Consider the following 24,252-nt stretch of genomic DNA (forward strand, 5'->3'; position numbering starts at 1 on the left):
TGTACAGTAATAGTCAAAAGAATAGAAGTCCACTAGGGGAGCCGCTATGGCTGAGACAAGAACGTATCTTGGACCCTTTGAACCTGATCTAGTTCGTACTAGCGTAGGAAAGTGGAGCCTTCGTATATAAGGTTTCAAACGTTTTTTTGCGTATTGGGCCTATTGTTGAAGCCGCTCCCATTTTTCCGGGGCGGCTTTTTAGCGTTGTTCCGGAATTATATTCTTACAGGACTTCTTGCTCTTCAATTTGATGGAGGTGGGGAAATTGAGTTTTACAGAAGAACTCCGTCGGCAGGCGGACGGCATTTTTCAAGCGATTTTTGAGCACCCCTTTGTGAGAGGTATTGCTGAAGGAAGTTTGACAAGGGGACAGCTGATTCATTATGTAAAACAGGACTTTGAATATTTGAACGCCTACATGCGGATATACGGCATCGCAATCTCCAAATGCACGAATCGGGAGGACATGGCTGTATTTAATGAACAAATCTCTTTTATTCTCCACAGCGAGGTTCATCCGCATCAAAATTTCTGTGCTGTCGCAGGGGTGACCTATGAAGAGTTGCAGGGATATCCGCTCGCTCCGTCGGCTCATCACTATATCCGTCACATGCTGACGGTTGCGCATGAGGGTAGCCTGGGCGAGATCTTGGCTGTGCTGCTGCCATGTATGTGGACGTATGCCGAGATTGGTCGCAGGCTGCTGGATGAAGTAAAGCCGGATGAGTCTCATCCGTTCAATGAATGGATTGGCTTCTATGGAGACCAGCTTGATGATACAACACTCAAGTTCCGAGAACGTGTAGATGCTTGGGCGGAAGACGCAACGACTGCTGAGCAGGAGCGGATGATTGAGCATTTTATACTGAGCTGCCAGCTGGAATATAAGTTCTGGGATATGGCTTATAAGCAGGAAGAATGGCCGGTCCAGATGCAGGCAGCGGTCTTGGAATAGTCAGCCTGGCGATTCGATGCGTGAAGTACGGTTAATGCCCTGTTGAACCACCAACTATAGAGAGGATAATCATTATGAGTACATGGGAAAAAAGTTATTCGGATCTCCTGACGAAGGTACAAAACAGCAAACCCCTCGTTCACAATATGACCAATGTGGTAGTCACCAACTTTACGGCCAACGGTCTGTATGCATTGGGCGCCTCCCCGGTGATGGCCTATGCACCTGAGGAAGTAGCAGATATGGCAAAAATAGCAGGCGCCGTCGTGTTAAACATCGGTACACTGAACCGCGAACTGGTGGATGCCATGATCATTGCTGGACAATCGGCGAATGCACACGGTGTTCCGGTGCTGCTAGATCCGGTCGGTGCGGGAGCAACAAGCTTTAGAACTGAATCGGCACTGCGAATCCTGAGTGAAGTCAAAATCTCATTGGTGCGGGGCAATGCAGCCGAAGTCGCACATCTTGTTGGAGAAGCGCGTGAGATTAAAGGCGTAGATGCCGGTGACAGTGCTGACAGCGGCCATGTCGATCTGGCAATTCGGGTTGCTCGAACGCTCAATACGATGGTTGTCATTACTGGAAAAGAGGACGTCATCACTGATGGGGCCGAAGCACGAATGATTAGCGGCGGAGACGCGCTGCTCACGAAGGTAACCGGAGCAGGCTGCCTGCTGACCTCTGTGTTGGGTGCCTTTGCAGCTGTTGAACCCAACCTGCTGCTCGCAGGTACAGCAGGTTTGGCATTTTACGGTGCAGCAGCTTCTCGAGCCGCAGCACGTACCGCAGAGCTGGGGCCCGGCAGCTTCCAGATTGCCTTTCACGACGAGCTGGCCAAACTGCATACAGGTTCACTAGAGGGGCATGTCTCGATCCATGAAGCCGGAACAACAGCAGCAGGTGGTGCGCGATGACAGACGTTCGTGTACCCAGAGCGCTGACGATTGCTGGTTCGGACAGTGGCGGCGGGGCCGGAATTCAAGCCGATCTCAAAACCTTTCAAGAACTTGGCGTATACGGCATGTCGGCTATTACGGCTATTACCGTACAGAATACCTTAGGAGTCCACGGCGTATATCCGCTACCAGAGGAAGCAACAGCGGAACAGATCGAAGCCGTAGGATTAGACCTTGGAGTGGATGCCCTGAAGACTGGCATGCTGTTTAATGCCGGCATCATCCGTCTTGTGAGCGAGCAGATCCGAAAGTTCGGCTGGAAAAAGGTCGTCGTCGATCCCGTGATGATTGCCAAGGGAGGCGCTGAACTGCTGCAGCTGGAAGCGGTGCAGGCTTTGAAGGACGACCTGCTCCCCTTGGCCCTGGTCGTTACACCGAATATCCCGGAGGCGGAAGCCCTGACAGGGATCAGTATCGATACGATGGAGGATCGCCGCGAGGCTGCGAGACATATTAGCAGTATGGGACCAAAATTCGTTGTGATCAAGGGTGGCCACGCTGACGAGAGCGAGAGCAGCGGACAGATTGTTGACCTGCTTTTTGACGGAACCGCCTTTATAGAGCTGAGCGGCAAGCGAGTACGGACTGTCCATACACACGGAACAGGGTGCACTTTCTCGGCAGCGATTACCGCGGAATTAGGGAAAGGGATGTCTGTACCGGAGGCTATCTCGAATGGTAAAGCCTTCATCCAGGCGGCGATTGAGGATACGTTGTCTCTGGGACAGGGACACGGCCCAACCAATCATTGGGCCTACCGACGTCGTCAGGAGATGCTTCTATGAGCGGCAGAATATTGTCAGAGGTGGTGCGCCGCCATCTACAGATATACCTGGTGCTTGGAAGCGTGAATTGCCTCGCGGAACCAGTCTGGGTCGTGCAAGAGGCTCTGGCTGGCGGGGCAACCATGGTCCAGTTCCGAGAAAAGGGTCTCGGCGCGTTAACGGGCGTTCCTATGTTCGAACTCGCGCGCCAGCTACAGGAACTGTGCCGTCACGCTGGTGTCCCCTTCATCATCAATGACGATGTGGAGTTGGCTCTTGAACTCGACGCCGACGGTGTTCACATCGGTCAGGACGATGAATCCGCCGATTCCGTCCGCGAGCGAATCGGAAATCGAATTTTAGGCGTCTCCGCCCATACCATTGAGGAAGCACGTCGAGCCATCCTGCAAGGTGCTGATTATCTCGGCGTCGGGCCAATCTATCCCACCATCTCGAAAGATGATGCCCATGCCGTACAGGGACCGGCAATTTTATATGAGATGCGTAAAGCGGGAATTGATGTGCCGATTGTTGGGATCGGAGGTATTACAGTGGACCGTGTTGAGGAAGTCGCACGTGCAGGTGCAGATGGTGTAGCGGTGATTTCAGCCGTGACACAGACAGAGCAGGTTAGAGGTGCGGTCAAGGATTTAAAGAAAAATATGGTCTCATTTCTCAATGATCCGATCTACATGTTTGATATTGATTCAACAGATCATCCAGCTTTTTAGATTGTTCTATTACTTTGGGATGCGTTAAAAATCCATACTTTTTCTGGACCTGGTACAGTTTCTTCCTAGCCCTTTCGACACAAAGTAAAGTCACACTTTGATTCATCAGCATGATCCCTCCTATATGTCATATTTTATAACAAAAAGACGTTTTTTGGATTTTCGAATGATGCGCCTAACAAAAAAAGAACATCACAAAAGTTTGCATAAACAGCAAAGCCCCAAAATCCACGTAAAAAAGCCTCCGTCCCCCCTAATAAAGCGGGACCGAGGCTCTTTTTCATAAAAAGATTCAATGAATATTAGAACATACAACCTAACCGTTTTAAGCACCTCCAATTTGTACTTGAGGCGTTATTCTTTGATTTTGGTTATGCGACTGAACAGGCATTGATAAAATAAACAAGAAGCTAGCTGCGATGACCAGCAGAATCATTTTTTTCAACATTGTCTAACCACACCTTTTCTAATAGTTTGAAATACTCTTCCCTTGTTTCGGGAAGCGCATGTGCTTGGAAATGTGCAAAAAGTCCCGTACAGTTTATAAAATAAGTCTCATTATTTAGTATGTGAGCTTTTACCAATGCATATATTAAGTGTTTAAAGCCATCATTGAACATTCCCCGTCTTAAATAGTAATAAGCCAGTTCGTAACCAAACCATGCAAAATAATCCGGCATCACTTGTTGGGTGTACATATCAGTAGATTGTGATAGCAGAGCAAAAGAATTAATCTCCACTTCAAAACGTGAAAGGACATCATTGATATCTATTGCATATCGGTTAGCAGCTATCATAACGTTCAGCAACTTGGATAGCTTTTCATTCTCGGAAGTGATTGATGTGGATGCAATATATTCAACATAATGAGGAAGCACATTCGTATCTCCAGATAGGAGTTTATTTACATAAGTATTACCTTCTGCCCAATGCTTGAACAAGTTGACCCAGTGTTGAGTTTTCTGGTCTGTCTCGATCACCCAATCTAAATCTGCGTAGGCATTTGTAAATTGTAATGCTTGCTGATAATCGCCTTGGGCTTCACAGACACTCGCACACAGTAAATCAGCATAGGTAATGTACACAAACATCGGGCGACTCAGCCTCTTTTCAGACTCCTCCCACTCTCGCTTTTTCTGTTGATGTTTCAAAGAATATTGGATCTCCGCTTTGGCTCTCATTTTCCGAGCAGTTGCATCGAGCTTGTCCCATTCACGCAGAGAACGATACACATTCGCCAAATCTTTTAACGCATCGAGTTGATCTATTTCATTCAGACGTTCGACAAAGGGTTCAAATCGTGTAGCCGCCTTGAGATTTCGAATCTGATTGTTACCCACCTGAATGGTAAACATACGATACTGACAGATAGCCAAACGTTCAGAATGCTGGTACTTCTCGCCTTCCGCAATCCCTTCGTAGAGCAACAATGCAGCATTGTGCTGACCTTGTGCGAATAATTTTTCTGCTGCATCAAATAACTTTGGGGAATATAGAAGGTTGTCCATAATATGTCCCACTACAAGCTGGATAGCATCCAACTTGTCCAGTTCCGCACAGCGAAACAATAACGGCTCAATTCGCCTCCAATCCGGGGAACGCTCAATGATGTAGTTATCTATGTATAGTTCGTAAAAAAAACCTTCTGGTAGTCCCATAGCCCAAGTGATTCGATCAAGCTGATGTATAGCAACAGGACGATGCTTGGCAATCCAATTATTAAGTGTTCTTTGGTGAACACCTGAATGTTCGGCAAATTGTGCCAGCGTCAAATTGTTTTCCCCTAAATAATCCTCTAACTTCGTCAAAATCGTAGGTGTATGTCCCAAGTCATAACCACCCTTCATACAAAAAATCCAAATTTTATACTTTCACCTCAAATTATTCACCAAGTTTTAACATGTGTCAACATTTTTCTTCCATTATTCCTACTATATAAACTTTAATATGGAAATTAATAACCACTAACATGAAGTCCCTTTTGGAATCAGGTGGTCGCTCGCTCTACTAATTTGAATTCCAGATGATGTATCGTTTCATCCAGCCCTTCGAGGGCATTTCGAATCATAATGAACGCATTCTCAGCTTGCTTGTCTATCGGGTAATGAATCGTAGTTAAATCAAGCAAATGCGAGATTTCGGTGTTATCAAAGCCTACTACTGCAAAATCACTCGGTACAGAAACACCTAGCCTACGCGCTTCAGTCAAAAGACCTGCTGCCAAATAATCCGTAGAACAGGCAAAGGCGTCCGGCCTGTCTGTTTGTGCTCGTTCTGCCCACCAATGAGCTATTTGTTCACCAGCTGCTATTGAATTTAAATCATAAAAATGCGGGAAGGCCTCAGCGTCCAAATCATATTTTTCGCAAAAGTCATGATAAGCTCGAATGCGTTCTTTTGTATTCAACCCCCGCATGCTGCCGTACACATTCACAATTTTCCGATATCCTCGGGCGTACAAATGTTCCAATGCCAGCGTATAGCCCTGATACTGATCCATAAATACAGACGGGATTGCCTCAATGTTTACACGCTGCCAGGTCACAATCGGACCATATTTTGTATAATGCTCAATCACACTCCACTCATTAACACGAATCATACAGACCAAAGCGTCCAGTTGCTTTCTCCGCAACATTTCCAGCGCTTCAAGTTCTCGACCTTTCTCCCCATTCGTAATAAACAGCGCTATATTAAAGCCATGCTCCTGGGCATACATTGTAAATCCACGCACAAATAAACCCAATGAATCATTAAAAGAAAGTGAAATAATCCCTATGAGCTTGGTCATGCCCTTTTTTAAAGATACCGCATTTAAATTGGGAACATAATCCAGCCGATCTATGACCTCCTGCACACGCTGCCTTGTGGGTTCACTCACGTACGGATGGTTGTTAATGACACGGGACACCGTAGCCGAGGATACCCCCGCCAGCTTTGCAATTTCATGAATATTCGCCATTTTTCTCACCTCGTTCTTTCTATTTTAGCATGTTCGTGTTTAGCATGTTCGTCGTGTCCGCCCTATAATTGTCACCTCCCAAAATAAGTTTTTTAAAAGCGCTTGACCTGTAATGCATTACAGGGATTACAGTGAATTTGTGCTTAAGAAAGCGGTTTACAAAACATACTTAGGAGGCACTAACTATGAAAAAAGGCATAAAGATTGCAACCATTGGCGGAGGCTCCAGCTATACACCAGAACTAGTAGAAGGCTTCATCAAACGTTATGCAGAGCTTCCCATTCGGGAATTGTGGCTGGTAGATATTGAGGCAGGACGTGAAAAACTGGAGATCGTAGGTGCTATGGCCAAACGGATGGTGAAGGCCGCAGGCATTGATTGTGAGGTACATTTGACGCTGGATCGTCGGGAAGCGTTGAAGGACGCCGATTTTGTAACGACCCAATTTCGGGTAGGCTTGCTGGAAGCCCGGATTAAGGATGAAAGTATTCCGTTAAAACATGGCATGATCGGTCAGGAGACCAATGGGGCCGGAGGAATGTTCAAAGCGTTTCGCACCATACCCGTTATCCTCAGTATTGTGGAAGATATGAAAGAACTGTGTCCGAATGCATGGTTGATTAATTTTACCAACCCTGCGGGTATGGTCACCGAAGCCGTGCTTCGTTATGGTCAGTGGGATAAAGTCATCGGATTATGTAATGTTCCAATCGGCGCGATCAAGAGTGCATCAGCTGTGCTGGACAAACCGGAAGAAGAGCTGTTCTTTAAATTTGCAGGGATTAACCACCTTCATTGGCACAAAATTTATGACAAAACAGGGACCGAATTAACAGAGCAAGTTATTGAAGGACTGTACGCTCCGGGTGCAAAGCCAGAGAAAGTCGTTGAAAATATTAAGAACATGCGCTTCCTGTATGATCAAGTTCGTCAATTGAAAATGCTGCCTTGTCCTTACCATCGGTATTACTATATGACGGATAACATGCTCAAGGAAGAATTAGAGGAAGCCAAAAACGAAGGAACTCGGGGCCAAGTGGTCAAACGTCTGGAAGAAAGTCTGTTCGAACTGTATAAAGATCCGAATCTGGATTACAAACCAGAGGAATTATCCAAACGCGGTGGTGCGCATTACAGCGATGCAGCCTGTGAAATCATTAATTCCATTTATAACAACAAAGGCACATTGATGGTGGTTAGTACACGTAACAATGGTGCGATTGATGATGTTCCTTATGATAGCGCCATCGAAGTGACCAGTGTTATTCGCGCCCACGGTGCCGAACCTGTCAACTTTGGCAAATTCCCACCTGCACAGCGGGGCTTGCTGCAAGTAATGAAGGCAATGGAAGAGCTGACGATTGAAGCGGCGGTCACCGGTGACTATGCAACAGCACTGCAAGCCTTCACCCTGAATCCGCTCGTACCAAGCGGGGACATTGCTCAAACCGTGCTGGATGAATTGCTGGAGGCACACAAAGAGCATCTGCCGCAGTTCTTTGCTCATAAAGAGAAGGCGACGGTATAAAAAGGTAGGTCGCTATCATCCTGCTGGAACACAAAAAAGCTTCCTACATGTAGGAAGCTTTGCTATACGTCCCAGGAGTACTTGCTGGGACGTTGGTGTTATTGGGTTTGTACTTGGCTTGACAATCCGTCATTAAGCTTATTGATAAATTTGTTAGACTTTTTTAAAGTATGATCTCCGTTGAAAAAGCAATAACCGCTTTCCCCGTAATTTGAACTAATACGGGTTTTCCCTGTTCCTTTTTCACATGAACATGCATTGTTCCCTCTCTTTTGATTGCCTCACCTTGTAAAATATCAAAATCAAAAGACTGCTCATTCTCATTTTGCAAAATGTTATAGTGTACCAAATAGGCTCCAAGCGGTCCGTTTGCATTTCCTGTCACCGGGTCTTCAGCTATTCCAATTGCAGGAGCAAACATTCTTCCGTGAACCAATATATCCTCTTGTGGATTTAATGTAAAAACATAATATCCATTACATCCAATATGCTTGCTGATTTCTGTAAGCTTCTGCAAATCAGGTTTTAAACTATGTAGTATTTCATTGGAGTAAATCGGAACCATTACCTTAGAATGACCTGTTGAAGATATTGCAACTGGATATTCCATGCAAATATCTTTACAAGAAATACCTAACGCATTTGCAATCTGACTTCTTATTTCATCATTTAAAGGCTCTGATACAGAAGGTTCTCCCTGTGTCATTACAATAGAATAGTCATCTTCATACTTTATAACATCAACAGGCAATATACCTGCTTTTGTTTTTTGGATAATTCTTCCAGTTTCAGCTTTTCTCTCAATTGCATAAATATAATGCGCTGCTACTGTTGCATGACCACAAATTGGAACCTCAGTTGTTGGAGTAAAAAATCTTACTTCAACATCATAATTTGAAGAATCTGTTTCAAAAATAAATGCAGTTTCCGAATTATTTAATTCTCTTGCAATTCTCTGCATCTGCTCATCTGTAAGTCCATTTGCATTTGGAACAACTCCAGCAGGGTTACCATGAAATCTATTTTTTGTAAATGAGTCTACTTGATATATTCTATATTTTTTCATAATTTCGCCTCTATAAATACTAGTTTGTCTGTCTGTTAAATCTGATATTAACATACTTTTTAGGCAGTTTCACTTAAATTAAAAGATATAATATGGCCCTTTAATGAAAACGAACTGATCCTTATTATAGAATCGCGCTCTTTTATGGAAGATTGTTATTAAACTAAAGCCGCAGTTAGCTGAAATGGTCTTCTCAATCCTTATCTAAAAGCGGAATAAATCTTTTATGATTATAGATACTTTTAGATTCTGCCACGCCTGTTGAATAACCAAAATAAGTAACTCAATTCATGAAACAAGAGGTGCACTGAAGAAGAACGCGCCGAATCTGAATCAGCCATTCAACAGGTAGTTTTGAAGAAGAAATAGACGAGAAAATCGCGCAAAGGAAAGAACGGCATGTTGGGGCCATGAAGTCTGAGCAGTAACAAATAGCCAATTGAGCAGGACATAGACGATTAGAGCACAGAATAATTGCCCATAGACCGCATTTTCAGTCGTACCAAACAGCGTTGGAATATTCAAATGTTGCTTGATCCAACGAAAGAAGACTTCAATCTGCCATCGAGCCTTATAGATCTGTGCGATTTGTTCTGCGGTCACCTGCATTAAATCGGTAACCACCCGAATTTCCCGACCTTCAAAATCCCGAAACATCACCACACGATGACGTTGTCTGGAACGACACTGAGGGGTCCCCAACTGGCAAGTGATATCCCGAATGACGGATGAATCTGGCTTCGTAAGGCGACGTAGCGCATGAGGCTTTTCCAAATGGACGTTATCGCGAAGCCGAATGACAAACGATTGTCCATGGGTTTTGAAGTGATCCAGACGCTCCAGTTTCCCATAAGCACGGTCCATCACCAAAATGTAGTCCGGTTGAGCCAACGCTTCACTCATGGGGCCATCATGCTTGGAGCCCAGCGTTTCGACCACCTGAAGGGGTTGCCCATTTTCTGCTCGTAAAGCGAGTAGATGGAAAAGTTCCTTAAATACGGAAAACGGGACTTCGGCGGCTTTGGTTGAAAAGCGTGAGTAGTGGACGACGGACAAGCCACAGAGAGCCGCATAATCTACGCTGGATCGATAGCTACCCCATTGTTCCAACGCAGCCATGCACCAGTATTGGAGTAAATGGTACACCGTAAACTTGCGGGCTTTGTCTTCATAACCTATTAACTTCACAACCCTTTGAACTTCTTCAGGAGTCAGCATAGATTCAAGGATAGATGTAATCGTGATAGAATTTTTCATGAGATCGTCTTCTTTCGGATTCGTTTGGATGGTACCAACGATTCTACAGAAAAGACGATCTTTTTTCTACCATTTTGTGGTTATTCAACAGGCGTGCTACTATATAAAGGTATTAGTTTACTGTATGTTTCGGAGCGGCTTGGTCACGCCTCATTAGATATCACTACCTCTACATATGCCCACCTTATGAAAGAGCTACGTGAACAGGATTCAAAACAACAGACATTTTTGAACGTTTATATAGCGTGTAAAAATCGTGTGTATAATTTGAGTAAACAGGTGTATTGATCACACCTTTTTCTAACGTTTTCTATCGTAACCCCAATAAAAGAAAAAACGCCCCAAACCCTTATATATCAAGGATTTGAAGCATTTTTAATTTCGTTCAAACTTTACATATCTGAACACTTCGACGTCCCAGGAGGGATTCGAACCCCCGACCGACGGCTTAGAAGGCCGTTGCTCTATCCAGCTGAGCTACTGGGACAAGATGCTGATCAATAATACCTTATGTATTCAGCGCATTGATTATTATATCACATTTCGAGCAACTGTCAAAAGCATTTTTTCATGATGTAGGGAAGTGGGCTGCAAAAGGAATCATTTGGACGCTAACGGGGTATTATGTACAAAGAACCATGCATAAAGGAGGGGTTGAGCCGTGAGAGGTCTTTTGTCGTCACTTTGTTATTTCAGCATTTTCTTCGCACCTTTTCTAGTGCCTGTCATTGTGTGGATTGCAGTACGGGACGAATATGTTCAGGGACATGCAAAAAAAGCCATTTTATCGCATATTTTCCCCATTATTGCGGCAATTCCGCTAGTGTATTTTATTATTACCGCGAATCATGCAGGTTCAGTGATCGGTTTTGTACTGCTATTCGTAGTGGTCTATCTCGGAGTTTTTGTTTATAACATCTACAAAGGGATTATGACGCTGCGTGAAGCGGCTTAGTTCAAAAAGAAGCCTCCTACATACCGCTAATTTGGCGGGATACGGAGGCTTCTTTAGGTTCATTTTTGATGAGTTGCTGTTGCTATTTGGTTCAATGGCTGCTTATTTATTCCCAAAGCGTTTAGGACTTCTCCGTACTTCATGTCTTACGTTTTTCTCCAGCACTTCTTCCGCGAACTCATTGTTATGAATATAACTGCTGCCTTTATTTTTCTTATAATTCGCTTTGCTGTCTATGATTTCCCCCTCCTTTCACGCTGATCCGGCGATGGCGCCGGGGCCCAAATCAACAAAAGCCGAGGCATAGCACACCATATCCTCATGCCCCAAACTCCTTGGCGAACTCTGTGCTGAGCTGCCCATAGGAGAGCAATTCTTTTTTAAACTTCTCTCGCTCCTCACCAGCAGTAATGTGTGTAGAGTCGGTAAAAGCCTTGTCTGTCACTTCCTCAAATGCCGAATGCAGATTATTGTCGTACCAATCCAGCTCCAGATCGGCGTCATTGCGGATGATCCGTATCATGTCATAGTCATGCTGACCATCCGTCTGATCCTTGGCCGTAATATAGACCAACAGTTCCGGGTCATCTGCGGCACCGGGCCGCACCTCTACCTCAGCGCAGCGCACTCCGTCAAGTTCAGTGAAGCGGCGTATTTTGGCATCCTTGATGTAGTACATGGTCTCCCTCCTTCCTTGCGAGTAGACGGGTTGCCCCATCTGTAGTTTTCGGAACGGACAGACATTTTATGCTTCTTTTCGGCATATATACTGATGAACTGGGGATTTAGTTTTTGATTCATTCCAACACTGGATGAACACGACAAAGAGAGGATGAACAGACATGTGCGGAATTACAGGTTTCATACAGTGGAACGGAGACTTAATGCATCAATCTGAGCTGCTGCTGAATATGACACAAACGCTCTCCGATCGCGGACCGGATGCTGCGGGTACCTGGATATCCAACCCGTGTGCCTTCGGACACCGAAGATTGAGCGTTATGGACCCGGAAAATGGCGCTCAGCCCATGATCCGGCAGCTGGAGGATATCACTTATACGATTGTATATAACGGGGAAATATATAACGCGCCTGAGCTGAAAAAAGAGCTGCAACAGCGCGGGCATTTTTTCCGTACACAATGCGACACGGAGGTGCTGCTCGAATCCTATATCGAATGGGGCCCTGAATGTGTGGATCGGTTAAACGGCATTTTTGCGTTTGCGGTCTGGGATAGCGAGCGGGAGCAGGTATTTCTGGCACGGGATCGGCTGGGAGTGAAGCCGCTATTTTATAGCCAAACCGAAGAAGTATTCGTATTTGGCTCAGAACCCAAAGCACTGCTCCAGCATCCAGCGGTAGAGGCAGCAGTGGACGCCGAGGGATTGGCCGAAATTTTTATCATCGGGCCTGCACGTACCCCCGGACACGGCGTCTATTCGTCTATGAAGGAGCTACGCCCCGGGCATACGTTAACCTACAGCCGCGACGGCGTGCGCATCCATGCCTACTGGACACTGGAAAGCATTGCGCATGAGGATAACACCGAAGAAACGGCACTTAAGGTAAGAGAACTGTTGCTAGATACGGTGGAGCGGCAGCTCATTTCGGATGTTCCAGTGTGCACCTTATTGTCTGGCGGGCTGGATTCAAGCGCTCTATCCGCATTAGCTGTCGATTATTACAAACGTACCGGGCAGGGACAAGTTCATACGTATTCGGTCGATTATGTGGATAACGACAAGCATTTTAAAGCCCATGCGTTTCAACCCGGAGCCGATGCCCCCTGGATTCAGCGGATGGTGGATGAATTAGGGACAAATCATCACTGGATTGAATTCGATACGCCAGAAGTCGTAGCAGCTCTGAACAACTCCACACTAACGCGGGATTTACCCGGAATGGCGGACGTGGATTCGTCGCTGTATCTCTTTTGCCGGGAGATTAAAAAAGGAGCTACGGTCGCTATTTCCGGCGAGGCTGCGGATGAAGTTTTTGGCGGATATCCTTGGTTCCACCGGGAGGATATGCTGAATTCGGGTACATTCCCGTGGGCAGTTGCACCCGATATGAGAGCCAGTCTGTTGTCTCCTGAGGTACGGGACTGGATCAAGCCGCTGGAGTATTTGAACGATCGCTACTCAGAAGCGGTAGGAGAAGTGCCGAAGCTACCGGGGGAAACAGGAAAAGCTGCGCAAATGCGCGTCATGTCCTATTTGAACATCACCCGCTTTATGCCTACTCTACTGGATCGCAAGGATCGGATGAGTATGGGAGCCGGACTGGAAGTGCGGGTGCCGTATTGCGATCATCGTTTGGTACAATATGTATGGAACATTCCGTGGAGTATCAAGATGACAGGCGGACGTGAAAAAGGTATTTTACGCAAGGCGCTGGAGGGTGTATTGCCGGATGATGTGCTGTATCGCAAAAAAAGCCCATATCCCAAAACGCATAACCCTTCCTATCTTGAGGCTGTGAAAAAGCAGGCGCTGCAGCTGCTGGATGATTCCTCTTCCCCACTGCTCAAGCTGATCGATGCGCAAAAGGTACGTGATATTGCCGCCTCACCGGAGGCATCCACCAATCTGCCTTGGTTTGGTCAGCTGATGTCGGGTCCCCAGTTGTTCGCCTACTTGGCTCAAGTGGATAACTGGTTACGCACTTACAAGGTTGCTATTCGATAAGCTACGCTGAATGCTGAAGCAATAGAGCTTCTAAGCGGCAGCGGCAATTTTTCGCTGTGTACTATATGGGGAACAGAAAGTACCAAAAAGGCTATCCGCAGCTTATGACTGACGGATAGCCTTTTTTTCGTTATGTGAATGGGGGATGATTTCGCCCCTGTTACCAATGCTATGCCTGTGGATTACCCAGCTTTGTTGCCAAATCACGCAGAGCTATCCCTCGGTGACTGATAGCCTGCTTTTGTTCCAACGTCAGCTCGGCCATTGTCTTTTCAAACTCTGGCAAATAAAACAGCGGATCATACCCAAACCCGCCGCTGCCGGCGGTTTCAGTAGTAATCCAGCCCTCCACAGAGCCTGTCGATTCCAACGTCTCGCCAGTCTGCGGATTATATAGAATCAAGGTACAGACGAATTGAGCCGGGCTTAGCAAAGGCTGTCCCGTATCATCACCCAGCTGCTTCGATTCTAGAACGTCGAGCAGCTTAATATTGTTTTCGTGATCGCTGGCACCTTCTCCAGCATAACGGGCAGAGTATACCCCCGGTGCACCGTCCAGCAAGTCCACGCAGAGGCCGGAATCATCGGCCAGTACGGGCAAACCGAGCACATCTCCTACCGCTTTAGCTTTTTTCAGTGCATTTTCGGCAAAGGTTTTGCCATCTTCAACGACATCAGGAATGTCGGGATAATCGTACATGCTTCTGACTTCCTTGCCAAACGGCGCAAAAGCATGCGCAAATTCCCGCACCTTTCCTTTATTTTTCGTAGCGACAATGACGACCGGACCATCCAGCCGCATTAGGCGCCAGCTCCTGTACGTCCAGCACCGATCTTATCAGCAATCGGTCCAAGCACTTCTTTTTGGCGCTCAATCATTTGCAGAATCCCTTGTTCGCCCAAGCTAAGCAGTTGATCCAATTCGTTACGGTCAAATGGGCTTTCTTCACCTGTACCTTGCAGCTCAACATATTTTCCACTGCCAGTCATGACAAGATTCATGTCCACTTTAGCCTTGGAATCCTCTTCATAGTTCAGATCCAGCAACGCTTTTTCACCAACAACCCCTACGCTGACGGAAGCCAGAAAATCAGTAATTGGAAAAACAGGCAGCTTGTGCTGGGTGGCAATTTTATTAACCGCAATCGCCAACGCTACGAAAGAACCGGTAATTGAGGTTGTGCGTGTTCCGCCGTCCGCCTGAATGACGTCACAATCCAACGTAATCGTCCGTTCACCAAGCGCCTGCAAATTGACCACCGAACGCAACGCTCTTCCAATCAGACGCTGAATTTCCATGGTACGGCCTGTCAGCTTCCCACGCGCAGCTTCACGCTGATTACGGCTATGAGTCGCACGCGGAAGCATGGAATACTCCGCGGTCACCCAGCCCTTTCCTTGTCCCTTCATAAAGGGGGGTACGCGTTCTTCTACAGTAGCCGTGCAAATGACTTTCGTCTCGCCAACCTCTATAAAAACAGACCCCTCCGCGTATTTATTTACTCCTGCTGTCAATTTCATCGGGCGCAGCTCATCACCGTTTCGTCCGTTAGATCTACTCATGCTTTTTCCTCCTACGTCGTATGCAACCTGTTCTTATATGTTTATTTTACCAAAGTGTGCAGGCAAAAGCACCCCAAGGACGATTCCCGCCCTTAAAGAGGGATTTCGTTAATATGTTGCGGCTTGGCTACAGGCTCTCCATAATTTTGATTATTTTGTCCAATTACGCTTTTTTCACCATTCAGTTCAATCCGAATTTTTGTTTTGACCGCATCATCTGAATTGTCTGCCGCTGTCAGCACAACCGATTCCAAAAATTCAGCAGGCACAGCTTCTCCTTTAGCAAACATATCATCTGAGAGAGATACCGTAATTACGTTGTCTTTGGAGCGTTCTACCGATTTCAGCGCCGTCTCCCCTGTCATCACTTCTTGTAACCCATCTTTGGTCTGCGGCCCTTGAATCAATTGATGCAGTGCTGACTGGACACGATCTTTCTCAGGGCTAACCAACCGTGTTACAGGTACATAGTATTGAACTCCAGCAGGAGAAGAGGAAGAGAAATACACAGTGACTGGACTGGAATCCAGGGGTGTCACGCCATGACCAATTTCCAAATTAATACCTACTGCACGCGTCAATGGATGATCCAGCGGTGTGCCGCCAACAGGCATTTCGTTCAGTTTTTTGCCCTCCACCCAGATCTGTACGCTCTCAATATCGGGACGGTCGGTTAGGGTCCAGGTCAAGCTCTCCATTAATTTGCGTTCTTCCTGTGGCTTATAGTTGGCGAAAGATTTGTTGAATTCGACAACAGCCAGCTTGTTGTTCTTGTCCACTGTCACACTTTTTACTTCTGTACCCTGGGGTATTACCCCTTTAAATCCCTCTGGTAATAATCCAGCATATGGCCCGCCCTCAACCAATGTTTCCAGCGCTGACTTGGCATCTGCCTGCACATCACCTGTAGCAATCGGTAAAGATACCGGGGCCAGCAAACCGTTATGATCTTGCAAAAAAACAGCCCTCAGTTGCCCTGTACTGGCAGGTGCTTTTCCCGTTACAGCCTTAATCATGGACTGCTCTGTCGTGGACGGCGGGGGGTCAATAGATGCCGATTCGTCGCCGAAAAGGCTGCAGCCTGACAACAACAGGGGTAGGGATAGCAGTCCAGCTACAGAGGTCATACGCCATGGGTGTTTTATATTCATAAGTGAAGTTCCTCCCTAACAATTTTGTACAGATTGTACTAATATGTATACGAGCCTCGCGTAAAAAATAACTACTTTTTCAGCAGACTGGACACACTGATCATAATTGCAGTGGAAATCAGGATCTATACGAGGAGGGGAATTTCAACTTTATGGACAAGAAAAAAGCACCATACAGCTTGAATAGTAAAAAGGTAGCCGATGCCACCCGCGAGTTGCTGCACAAGCGTGGTGTACACCTGACTGAAATCGCAGAACTGGTCATGCTTTTACAAAAAAAATATTACCCGACCCTAACGATGGAAGAATGTATTGAGAATGTGGACAAGGTGCTGATGAAGCGCGAGGTTCAAAATGCAGTGCTCACGGGCATCCAACTCGATATCCTTGCCGAACAGGGCGCCCTTCTTCCCCCATTGCAGGACATGATTGAGAATGATGAGGGATTATACGGAGTGGATGAGATTCTGGCCTTCTCCATCGTAAATGTGTACGGCAGCATTGGATTTACCAATTACGGTTATGTTGATAAACTCAAACCCGGTGTTCTGGAACGCTTGAATGATAAAAGCCTCGGGCCGATCCATACGTTCCTGGACGACATCGTGGGCGCTATCGCAGCTTCGGCCAGCAGCCGTATCGCCCATCGCAAACAGGCAGAGCGCGAGCAGGAGCTTGGGGAAGAAAGTGCACCGAATACAACACGTTAAAAAAACAACAACACCCTAAATTATAAACAACACGTTGGAATATAACAGATATAGACAAGCTTAGAGGAGAACTAGACATGGCAAACGTAACTGAAGGATATACATTCCGTACGATGCAGGCTGACGATTATGATCAGGCCATTGAGCTTTGGAATGGCTTAGACGGATTAGGATTAAGCGAGGCCGACTCACCGGAGCGGATTGCACGCTTTTTACAACGGAACGAAGGACTTAGCTTTGTCTGTGAGTACAACGGAAACATTATAGGCACGATTTTAGCGGGTCACGATTCTCGCAGGGGGTTTTTGTATCATCTCGGTGTAGCCACAGCACATCGTGGTCAAGGGATCGCGCCCAGACTGGTGGATAAGGCGTTATCTGCTTTGCTGAGAGAAGGCATTGATAAATGTCATCTGTTTGTAATGGAGCATAACGCAGGGGGTCAACGCTTCTGGTCAGATAACGGCTGGGAGAAACGGGATGGAATTTTACTATATTCCCGAGGGCTTTGAATAGGGTCTAAGTGCTTGATCTATACAAATAGGAACGCCGGGTCTGATTCAAGTCGAGTTAGAAACGATCAGACCCGGTGCATAAAACTCACAACATATTGATTAGCAATCCTGACATTTCAAGCCCAGATTACCTTCATTCATAAATTACAATCCATTTTTTGGACGCAGTGCACGTTCTACAATTCCCAGCGTGGATTGACGAGAGAATAACCGGGATACCTGAGCTACCCAATAGTTCTGGCGACCGGAAATGATGTGACTACGCCCCTTTTCAAATGCTCTCAACGCGTTCTTCACAACGGTTTGGGGAGTTTCCCTAATTCCAACTGACGCTTCACTTGCGCCAACAATATCAAAAAAAGGCGTTTCTGTTGAGCCTGGACAAAGGGCCAGAACTTTAAGCCCCCGTTTCCGATTTTCGGCCCATAGCGCTTCAGTAAAAGAAAGCACAAATGCTTTGGTTGCTCCATACACCGCCATATAAGGATCGGGCTGAAATGCAGCTGTGGAAGAAACATTGATTAATCCACCATCCCGCTTACGCAATAAATCAGGCATAAATGCATGTGTGATGTCGACTAAAGCAGCCACATTGAGCATCACTTCCTCATGCTGTCGTTCTCCTGAAACCTGCTCAAAGTATCCATAGGTGGCAAAACCGGCGTTGTTAATCAAGAGATCTACCTTCAGCTGTTGCTTTTGAACCTCCTGATGCAATGCTTGTGGTGCTCCTGGTGTGGAAAGATCCATCGCAATCACCGTTGCTTTTACGTTAAATTTAGCTGAGAGTTCTTTAGCCAGCGTCTCTAATTTGGTTTCATTGCGTGCTACCAAAATGAGATTACATTTCTTAACTGCGAGCGAATAGGCAAAGGCCTCGCCAATCCCGGATGAAGCCCCTGTGATCAGAGCTGTTTTGTTTGCGTACATAAACATGATGATAACCTCCATAGTATCATAGTTTTATTTTAGAAACATTGTTACCGCTACTCTATAATGAACTGAAGTCATCTACTATGACGACCTCAGAACACTTCATATTTACGATGGGGATGAGGATGTTTTAAATGCTACGAGCGTATTCTTCAGTGTAAATGTATACACTCCTTGAGCCATATCTACATCTGAAAAATGACCTGCAAACTGAAGATGTATGACTCCATGTAAAGCAGACCACAGCATTCGGACAACCAACAGCGGATCTTCCTCTTTCAGTGCCCCTATCTCCATAGCATGTGTGACGGTGTGCAGAATTCGTGACAATGCCGTTGTGGTACCCTCCAAGCTCTGTTCATCCGGCTTGAAATCAGATAATGCACCGCCAAACATCATTTTGTAATAAGCTGAATGAAGCTGCGCAAATTCCCAGTACGCCCAGCATAGAGCTTCAAGATCAGCGAGTACGCTTTCGGTAACAGGTACTTGCTGGAAGGATTCAGCCAATAGCCGACATCCATCCAGGTACATCTCATTGGCAAGACCGTCCTTACTGCCAAAAATACTGTAAATGATCTTGGTGGAACAGCTTAATTTCTGCGCAACTCGCCGCACGGTCACGGCCTCTGGCCCTTCTTCCGCAAGAAGGATGCATGCCGCATCGATGACATTTTTACGTAGCAATTGCTGCTGCTGTAGCTTCACTTCCGAATAGGTTTTATAGGGATGCGATGGCTCGGACATGATTCAATACACTTCCTTTTGCTTATTAAGAACTGTCGCTTGATGCTACTATAATAAATTAAAGATCTACACAAGATTTCAGGAAACAGCGTTTCCGTTAAGAATCATAGTATTCTAAGCCTGAGTGTTTGTCAAATGAAAAAAAGAACGCAATGAGTAGGTACACTTACCGCGCTCTGGTTGAATACTTAAAAATGAAGCTATGTTTGGCGTTCCATGATTAGTAGGCAATGCCTACTCGTGTACGGACAAATTCGTAACTCTTGCATTGACGATAGGTAAAATCAGCCGTATCCGCGGTGGTAATTTGTGAGCCACCTTCAGGCAAAAAATCTTTTTCCACACGATAAATCCCTGTCCGCGCTCCATCCGGCAGATAGGTTGGACATACGATTGTCCAGTCTAGTGCTGATTCACGCAGCAATTCGTACACTCGCCGATGTTCCTCAGCCGCACGAGTGCTGCGTCGCCGGGTCTCGGAGGACTCGTACCGATACAGGTCCGGTTCGGTCTGGCTTTGTAAAATCCCTGCCGTTCCTACCGTAATGAGCCGGGAAATGGACTGCTCCTGCATGAGCCGGATCAGCAGGGCTATATTAGCGGATAAGGTAGTCGTTCCACCCGTATTCAGCGCACTGATCACAGTCGTCGCCCCACCCTTCAGCGCTTGTGCTACGTTCTCTGCATTAGTGGCATCGCCTTGTACGATTTGCAGCTGATTCCCGTATCCGGGTGCGTAATCCTCCAGCTTGTCCGGTGAACGAACAAGGACCGTAACGGCATGACCGTCCGCTAATGCATAATCTAATATGTACCGTCCTACGCGTCCGGTAGCTCCCAGCAGCAGCAAATTCATAAAATCCTCTTTTCCGGCATGCATGCCGCTTGTCATGTTGCTCTTGTCATGTCACTTTGTTGGTTAACTTTCCGCGACTATTGGCGGCAAAGGGGATAGAAGCGCGTGATTGAGTCCGTCTCGCTCATAGAGGCCCGTTCACGGCGTACCAGTTCCACCAGATGAGCCAGCGTCTCGGACATGGCAAACCTTAGCTGGTGAATACCCAGCTTGCCACCGAACATGGCCATGCACAGCTCATAGGCTGTGCTGCCCTCCGGTTGGATCAGCTGCTGGAATTTCTCCAGCCGTTCTTCATGATGCGCCAGCAACGCTTGCGTCCGCTCCCGAAAATAACCAAACGGATTGCGGTGCCCCGGATATGCCCACGCTACCTCCAGCTCGCCTAGACGCTGCAAGCCGTCTACATAAGACTTCAACGGCTGGGCATCACTGTCTGGCAGCAGACTGATATTAGGAGAAATCTGCGGCAAAACTGCGTCACCGCAGAGGATAACGCCGCTATTCGGGTCATATAAGGACACATGTCCGGGCGCATGTCCTCCTGTCTCGACGGGGAGCCAACTGCGTTCACCCCATTCCAGACGAGCGTCCATTCCGGTAGGAATAACGGTAATCTCAGGCTGTGGATTCACTTGCAAATATGCCTGCCGCATATGTAATTCCAAGGCCGACACTTGCTCCAAAGGAAAGCCATGCTGGACAAAAAAGCGGGGAAGCCTGTTCTCCATAGCGACCGTCGATTCTGGAGCGTCCCACATCATCATCGCTTCCTTATGGCTTCGAGCTGACATATGAACACGAGCCTGACTTTGCTGCTGCATCCAGCCCGCCAATCCGTAATGATCGGGGTGATGATGAGTCACCACAATGTCAGAGATATCCCCAAAGGACATCCCCAGCTGTTGGAAGACATGCGCCCATTCTGCCTCAGTGTCCATATTGCGCGGCCCCGGGTCTACAATCGTAAAACCGTGCTGTCCCTTGAGCACATAGCTATTCACCCAGCGCAGCGGAAAGGACATGGATATTTTGACCTGAAAGCCTCCGTCTATTCGCTCACACGGTGTAAGCTCTGGCATTTTCATGGCTTCCATCCGCCTTTCTGTTTCAAGCCCGCACGCCGACAAAAATCATTCGAGGCGAAGCATCTTCAATATATTGATCTTCATTATAGCTTCCGTGTACCTGCTCTATAGATAGTCCGGCTTGCTCTAGCAATCCACGAAACTTTTCATATGGATATAGCTTCACTCGTTCATGATACACGCGCGCAGGTTCTCCCTCAGTAGGAGTCGTGCCCAGAGCAGAGGCTACCTCAGTGCCCGCAACGGATGCACTTGACCGAATCGCAATTTGTTTTTTCACAAAGCCATCTTCAATGACCCGACGCTCCTCAATCCAATTCCCTTCATCCTCCCGTGACGAATGCGGTACCAAATGAGCGGTTACATAAGCAGGGTTCAAATAATCTATGATAAAGCGTCCTCCCGGCTTCAACAGCCGATATATTTCCTTTAATACTTTAAGCTGCTCCTCATCCTTTTCAAAATAACCGAAGGAGGTGAACAAATTCATCACCGCGTCATAGCTTTCATCCAGCGGCACCTCTCTCATATCCCCTTGATGCCAACTTACCCGCCCTTCGGAATCAGCTGCACGAGCCTCTCTTAGCAGCACATTGGAAAGGTCTACACCTGTCACCTTATAACCTGCATCTGCGAGCGCAAGCGAATGACGGCCCATCCCACAGCATAAATCCAATACGCTGGAGCCTTGCGGTAATTTGAGCCAGGAGATCATTTTTTGCACTTCCTGATAGGCTCCCTGAAAGTCGCGATGCTTGTATACCAATAAATAATCTTCCCCAAAGCTTTGCTCGTACCATTCTGCCATATCGTTTCTCCTCCATGAACTCATTTCGCTCTATTACATACTATATTAGCTTTTTCAAACTGGAAACTCAAAAGCATTACGAATAAGGGTTTTACAAAAAATCCTGAGCAACAAACATGTTACAATAATCGTTATTTGAATCCATTTCATAATACCTTCAGTAGCTTTAATAAAGAGTACATATAGATCAAAATGGTTTAATCATTTATGAAATGGATTCATTTGAGCTTAAATATTCATAGGAACTTCATACCAACTTCATGTGATTCACCCCATTTTATCATTAAAATGATTCATGGGAACGCCTTTAGAAGGATTCATAAGAGAAAGGAGCGGGGAAGTTATGATTCAAATTGGACTTACGGGTTGGGGCGATCATGATGACTTGTATCCAACCGGCACCAAAGCTAACCAAAAACTAAGCGTCTATGAAAGCCATTTTCCGGTAGTAGAGATGGATAGTTCTTTCTATGCGGTGCAGCCCACAGATCGTATGGCACGCTGGGCGGCGGAAACCCCTGACTCTTTTTCATTTCTCGTCAAAGCCTATCAAGGCATGACTGGACATACCCGCGGCAAGCAGCCTTACTTCAAAACAATAGATGCCATGTACGAAGCACTGCATGCATCTATACAACCTCTTCGAGAAGCGGGCAAGCTCAAAGCCGTGCTGTTTCAGTACCCACCTGTATCTATATAAAAATATATGTTCATAAATCTATTTTTTATATAATCCCTTGATTTTCATGAACGAAATGAATATTTTCTAAATGTACATAAATCTATATGTGTACATAAATAACTGGTCAGACATATAAAATGTACATAATTAAAGACAGTTCGTTTAATGAAACAAAAAATCAAACGTGGCGCGCTGGCCATTTTACGCAGTAAATAGGAACTTCCTGAAATCAAGCAAATTCCTACAAAACAAAAAACATGAGACCGGTAACTGTACCGAGCTCATGCTTTAAAAGATGCTTTTTGTTTGGTCTTTTTTTATAAACTCACTACTAATTTCATTACTCACTCACTCATCACCTGAACAGGGAAGCCCAATGTTAACCCATTGCCCGTTATTACAGACAAAAGTTGTTCCAATATTATCATTTGATCCGCCGATACATTTACTTGAACCTTCGCTACAACTTCTTAGAGATTTATTATTTTGTTTATTTTTTGATTTCATTTTTGCCAAAATAATCACCTCATAATTAGATTTGTATTAGTCAGTCTGGGGCATCAGTATCTGTATCGGTGGGACCTAATGTTACTGAAGCTGAAGTTCCAGTTACATCTCCGTCAACTATTGGGGCGGATTCACGAAAATTTATACCGAAAGGGAATAATTCGAGTTCATACTGTACTAATAAAATCACTTATTGCCTTATTATCTATGTTATCCCCAATATAAGGATTTGGCTTGATTCTCCACCATATCTTAGATATATCATTAAAATTTAATGACTTGTCGTTTATTATGAATTTTCCATGAGGTTTATCCGGTTTCATGATTAGGGCGATTTTGTGGTTTTTATTGTAAATATCAAAAATTTGGACTTTAACTTCTTTGCTATTAAACCGGCTCGAACAGCTAATAAATGTGGATCATTTTCGTGTCCAAATAACAAAACGTTCTTCATTATTATTTATCTCCTAAATCGATATTTATCCAACTAATTCAATTTGAATCTGAATTTCTACTGCTCATTTAAGTATTATTCTCTAAGCATATCTTAAATATACCCATCTGCTTGCTAAGCGGGCTATTCTGTTTTATTGCGGTCTTGAAAATAGAGAATTTAAATTTTGTTCAAATTGTACCTTGACGTCTGATGAGCGGTTTTTTTAGAAAGATATGATAAGAGAATTTGCAAGGGGTAGATGCTTTTGAAAAACAAGGAATTATGGACGGACAATAAATAGACGTTATGATTATGGAAAAATTGATCTAAGCCGAAAGAAGCAAGACCCATTCAAAGGGGCTTGCTCCTTTTTTAAAAAAATAGTTACATA

The 24,252-nt window shown here is 45.8% G+C and carries 24 protein-coding genes, 1 tRNA gene, 1 pseudogene and 1 riboswitch; of the genes and pseudogenes, 10 read left to right on the forward strand and 16 right to left on the reverse strand.

The genetic code is table 11. The features are described from left to right. The first annotated feature begins 24 nt into the window (after nt 1-24). A riboswitch (TPP riboswitch) is annotated at nt 25-127 on the forward strand. Nucleotides 128-265: 138 nt separating this feature from the next. The 4 genes from tenA (at nt 266) to thiE (ending at nt 3,409) form a co-directional block, all read left to right on the forward strand. Next, entirely contained in the window at nt 266-955 is a 690-nt protein-coding gene (gene tenA, locus AOU00_RS06805; RefSeq protein ID WP_069290235.1) for a thiaminase II, read from the forward strand. A 74-nt stretch (nt 956-1,029) separates the two neighbouring features. Further along, nucleotides 1,030-1,872, forward strand: coding sequence for a hydroxyethylthiazole kinase (thiM, locus tag AOU00_RS06810; RefSeq protein WP_172828269.1), 843 nt, complete (start codon nt 1,030-1,032; stop codon nt 1,870-1,872). Further along, nucleotides 1,869-2,699 (forward strand): bifunctional hydroxymethylpyrimidine kinase/phosphomethylpyrimidine kinase, encoded by an 831-nt coding sequence (gene thiD, locus AOU00_RS06815; protein WP_069290237.1) that lies wholly within the window; start codon nt 1,869-1,871, stop codon nt 2,697-2,699. Before thiM ends, thiD begins: the two co-directional genes overlap by 4 nt. Next, nucleotides 2,696-3,409 carry a thiamine phosphate synthase gene (gene thiE, locus AOU00_RS06820; RefSeq protein WP_069290238.1) on the forward strand — a complete coding sequence of 238 codons (714 nt, stop codon included), beginning with the start codon at nt 2,696-2,698 and terminating at the stop codon, nt 3,407-3,409. Before thiD ends, thiE begins: the two co-directional genes overlap by 4 nt. Here thiE and AOU00_RS25680 read toward each other — a convergent pair. From AOU00_RS25680 to AOU00_RS06830, 3 genes are all read right to left on the reverse strand, one after another. Continuing rightward, the gene (locus tag AOU00_RS25680; RefSeq protein ID WP_080682975.1) at nt 3,354-3,521 is read right to left on the reverse strand and encodes an aspartyl-phosphate phosphatase Spo0E family protein; all 168 of its coding nucleotides are present in this window, start codon (nt 3,519-3,521) and stop codon (nt 3,354-3,356) included. The two genes, thiE and AOU00_RS25680, sit on opposite strands and share 56 nt — an antisense overlap. A gap of 298 nt (nt 3,522-3,819) precedes the next feature. Next, on the reverse strand, nt 3,820-5,256 hold the full coding sequence (locus AOU00_RS06825) for a helix-turn-helix domain-containing protein (RefSeq protein ID WP_420488437.1): 1,437 nt from the start codon (nt 5,254-5,256) through the stop codon (nt 3,820-3,822). 140 nt (nt 5,257-5,396) lie between these two features. Further along, nucleotides 5,397-6,371: a LacI family DNA-binding transcriptional regulator gene (locus AOU00_RS06830; RefSeq protein ID WP_061828852.1), complete on the reverse strand. Its 975-nt coding sequence runs from the start codon at nt 6,369-6,371 to the stop codon at nt 5,397-5,399. Between the two features lie 185 nt (nt 6,372-6,556). Between AOU00_RS06830 and AOU00_RS06835 the strand changes: the two genes are divergently transcribed. Beyond that, entirely contained in the window at nt 6,557-7,900 is a 1,344-nt protein-coding gene (locus tag AOU00_RS06835) for a 6-phospho-beta-glucosidase (RefSeq protein WP_069290240.1), read from the forward strand. Between the two features lie 163 nt (nt 7,901-8,063). On the opposite strand, the gene AOU00_RS06840 is transcribed toward AOU00_RS06835, so the two are convergent. From AOU00_RS06840 to AOU00_RS06850, 3 genes are all read right to left on the reverse strand, one after another. Then, nucleotides 8,064-8,966 (reverse strand): PhzF family isomerase, encoded by a 903-nt coding sequence (locus tag AOU00_RS06840; RefSeq protein ID WP_069290241.1) that lies wholly within the window; start codon nt 8,964-8,966, stop codon nt 8,064-8,066. Between the two features lie 333 nt (nt 8,967-9,299). Next, entirely contained in the window at nt 9,300-10,223 is a 924-nt protein-coding gene (locus AOU00_RS06845) for an IS4 family transposase (RefSeq protein ID WP_061828855.1), read from the reverse strand. A gap of 413 nt (nt 10,224-10,636) precedes the next feature. Continuing rightward, nucleotides 10,637-10,710, reverse strand: a tRNA-Arg gene (locus AOU00_RS06850). Between the two features lie 174 nt (nt 10,711-10,884). Between AOU00_RS06850 and AOU00_RS06855 the strand changes: the two genes are divergently transcribed. Further along, complete coding sequence (locus AOU00_RS06855; RefSeq protein ID WP_016324668.1) at nt 10,885-11,178, forward strand: magnetosome magnetite crystal formation protein family; 294 nt, start codon at nt 10,885-10,887, stop codon at nt 11,176-11,178. A 319-nt stretch (nt 11,179-11,497) separates the two neighbouring features. Here AOU00_RS06855 and AOU00_RS06860 read toward each other — a convergent pair whose 3' ends face one another. Continuing rightward, nucleotides 11,498-11,857 (reverse strand): hypothetical protein, encoded by a 360-nt coding sequence (locus tag AOU00_RS06860; RefSeq protein ID WP_069290242.1) that lies wholly within the window; start codon nt 11,855-11,857, stop codon nt 11,498-11,500. Between the two features lie 163 nt (nt 11,858-12,020). Between AOU00_RS06860 and asnB the strand changes: the two genes are divergently transcribed. Next, nucleotides 12,021-13,865, forward strand: coding sequence for an asparagine synthase (glutamine-hydrolyzing) (asnB, locus tag AOU00_RS06865; RefSeq protein WP_069290243.1), 1,845 nt, complete (start codon nt 12,021-12,023; stop codon nt 13,863-13,865). Between the two features lie 169 nt (nt 13,866-14,034). On the opposite strand, the gene AOU00_RS06870 is transcribed toward asnB, so the two are convergent. The 3 genes from AOU00_RS06870 to AOU00_RS06880 form a co-directional block, all read right to left on the reverse strand. Then, nucleotides 14,035-14,667: an XTP/dITP diphosphatase gene (locus AOU00_RS06870; protein ID WP_013311674.1), complete on the reverse strand. Its 633-nt coding sequence runs from the start codon at nt 14,665-14,667 to the stop codon at nt 14,035-14,037. Further along, nucleotides 14,667-15,428, reverse strand: coding sequence for a ribonuclease PH (gene rph / locus AOU00_RS06875; RefSeq protein ID WP_013311675.1), 762 nt, complete (start codon nt 15,426-15,428; stop codon nt 14,667-14,669). The genes AOU00_RS06870 and rph overlap by 1 nt, the downstream gene beginning before the upstream one ends. A 92-nt stretch (nt 15,429-15,520) precedes the next feature. Next, nucleotides 15,521-16,579, reverse strand: a complete 1,059-nt coding sequence (locus AOU00_RS06880; RefSeq protein WP_069290244.1) for a GerMN domain-containing protein — start codon at nt 16,577-16,579, stop codon at nt 15,521-15,523. A 152-nt stretch (nt 16,580-16,731) separates the two neighbouring features. On the opposite strand from AOU00_RS06880, the gene AOU00_RS06885 reads away from it, so the two are divergent. Beyond that, nucleotides 16,732-17,289 (forward strand): phosphatidylglycerophosphatase A family protein, encoded by a 558-nt coding sequence (locus tag AOU00_RS06885; protein ID WP_039272599.1) that lies wholly within the window; start codon nt 16,732-16,734, stop codon nt 17,287-17,289. A 77-nt stretch (nt 17,290-17,366) separates the two neighbouring features. Further along, entirely contained in the window at nt 17,367-17,801 is a 435-nt protein-coding gene (locus AOU00_RS06890) for a GNAT family N-acetyltransferase (RefSeq protein ID WP_069290245.1), read from the forward strand. A gap of 147 nt (nt 17,802-17,948) precedes the next feature. Here AOU00_RS06890 and AOU00_RS06895 read toward each other — a convergent pair whose 3' ends face one another. The 5 genes from AOU00_RS06895 to AOU00_RS06915 all read right to left on the reverse strand — a co-directional run bounded on the left by AOU00_RS06895 (nt 17,949) and on the right by AOU00_RS06915 (nt 22,236). Next, complete coding sequence (locus AOU00_RS06895; RefSeq protein WP_061828858.1) at nt 17,949-18,740, reverse strand: SDR family NAD(P)-dependent oxidoreductase; 792 nt, start codon at nt 18,738-18,740, stop codon at nt 17,949-17,951. A 105-nt stretch (nt 18,741-18,845) separates the two neighbouring features. Further along, nucleotides 18,846-19,484: a TetR/AcrR family transcriptional regulator gene (locus tag AOU00_RS06900; RefSeq protein ID WP_061828860.1), complete on the reverse strand. Its 639-nt coding sequence runs from the start codon at nt 19,482-19,484 to the stop codon at nt 18,846-18,848. Nucleotides 19,485-19,704: 220 nt separating this feature from the next. Next, nucleotides 19,705-20,340, reverse strand: coding sequence for an NAD(P)-dependent oxidoreductase (locus tag AOU00_RS06905; RefSeq protein ID WP_039272774.1), 636 nt, complete (start codon nt 20,338-20,340; stop codon nt 19,705-19,707). A 77-nt stretch (nt 20,341-20,417) separates the two neighbouring features. Further along, nucleotides 20,418-21,428: an MBL fold metallo-hydrolase gene (locus AOU00_RS06910; RefSeq protein ID WP_069290246.1), complete on the reverse strand. Its 1,011-nt coding sequence runs from the start codon at nt 21,426-21,428 to the stop codon at nt 20,418-20,420. Between the two features lie 22 nt (nt 21,429-21,450). Continuing rightward, nucleotides 21,451-22,236: a class I SAM-dependent methyltransferase gene (locus AOU00_RS06915; protein ID WP_069290247.1), complete on the reverse strand. Its 786-nt coding sequence runs from the start codon at nt 22,234-22,236 to the stop codon at nt 21,451-21,453. Between the two features lie 343 nt (nt 22,237-22,579). Between AOU00_RS06915 and AOU00_RS06920 the strand changes: the two are divergent. Beyond that, nucleotides 22,580-22,924: pseudogene (locus tag AOU00_RS06920) on the forward strand (DUF72 domain-containing protein); the annotation flags it as partial. A gap of 342 nt (nt 22,925-23,266) precedes the next feature. Here AOU00_RS06920 and AOU00_RS26215 read toward each other — a convergent pair. After that, nucleotides 23,267-23,434: a hypothetical protein gene (locus AOU00_RS26215; RefSeq protein WP_155765230.1), complete on the reverse strand. Its 168-nt coding sequence runs from the start codon at nt 23,432-23,434 to the stop codon at nt 23,267-23,269. Nucleotides 23,435-24,252: the final 818 nt, after the last annotated feature.

The sequence above is a fragment of the Paenibacillus polymyxa genome, from assembly GCF_001719045.1.
Lineage (GTDB): Bacteria > Bacillota > Bacilli > Paenibacillales > Paenibacillaceae > Paenibacillus > Paenibacillus polymyxa_B.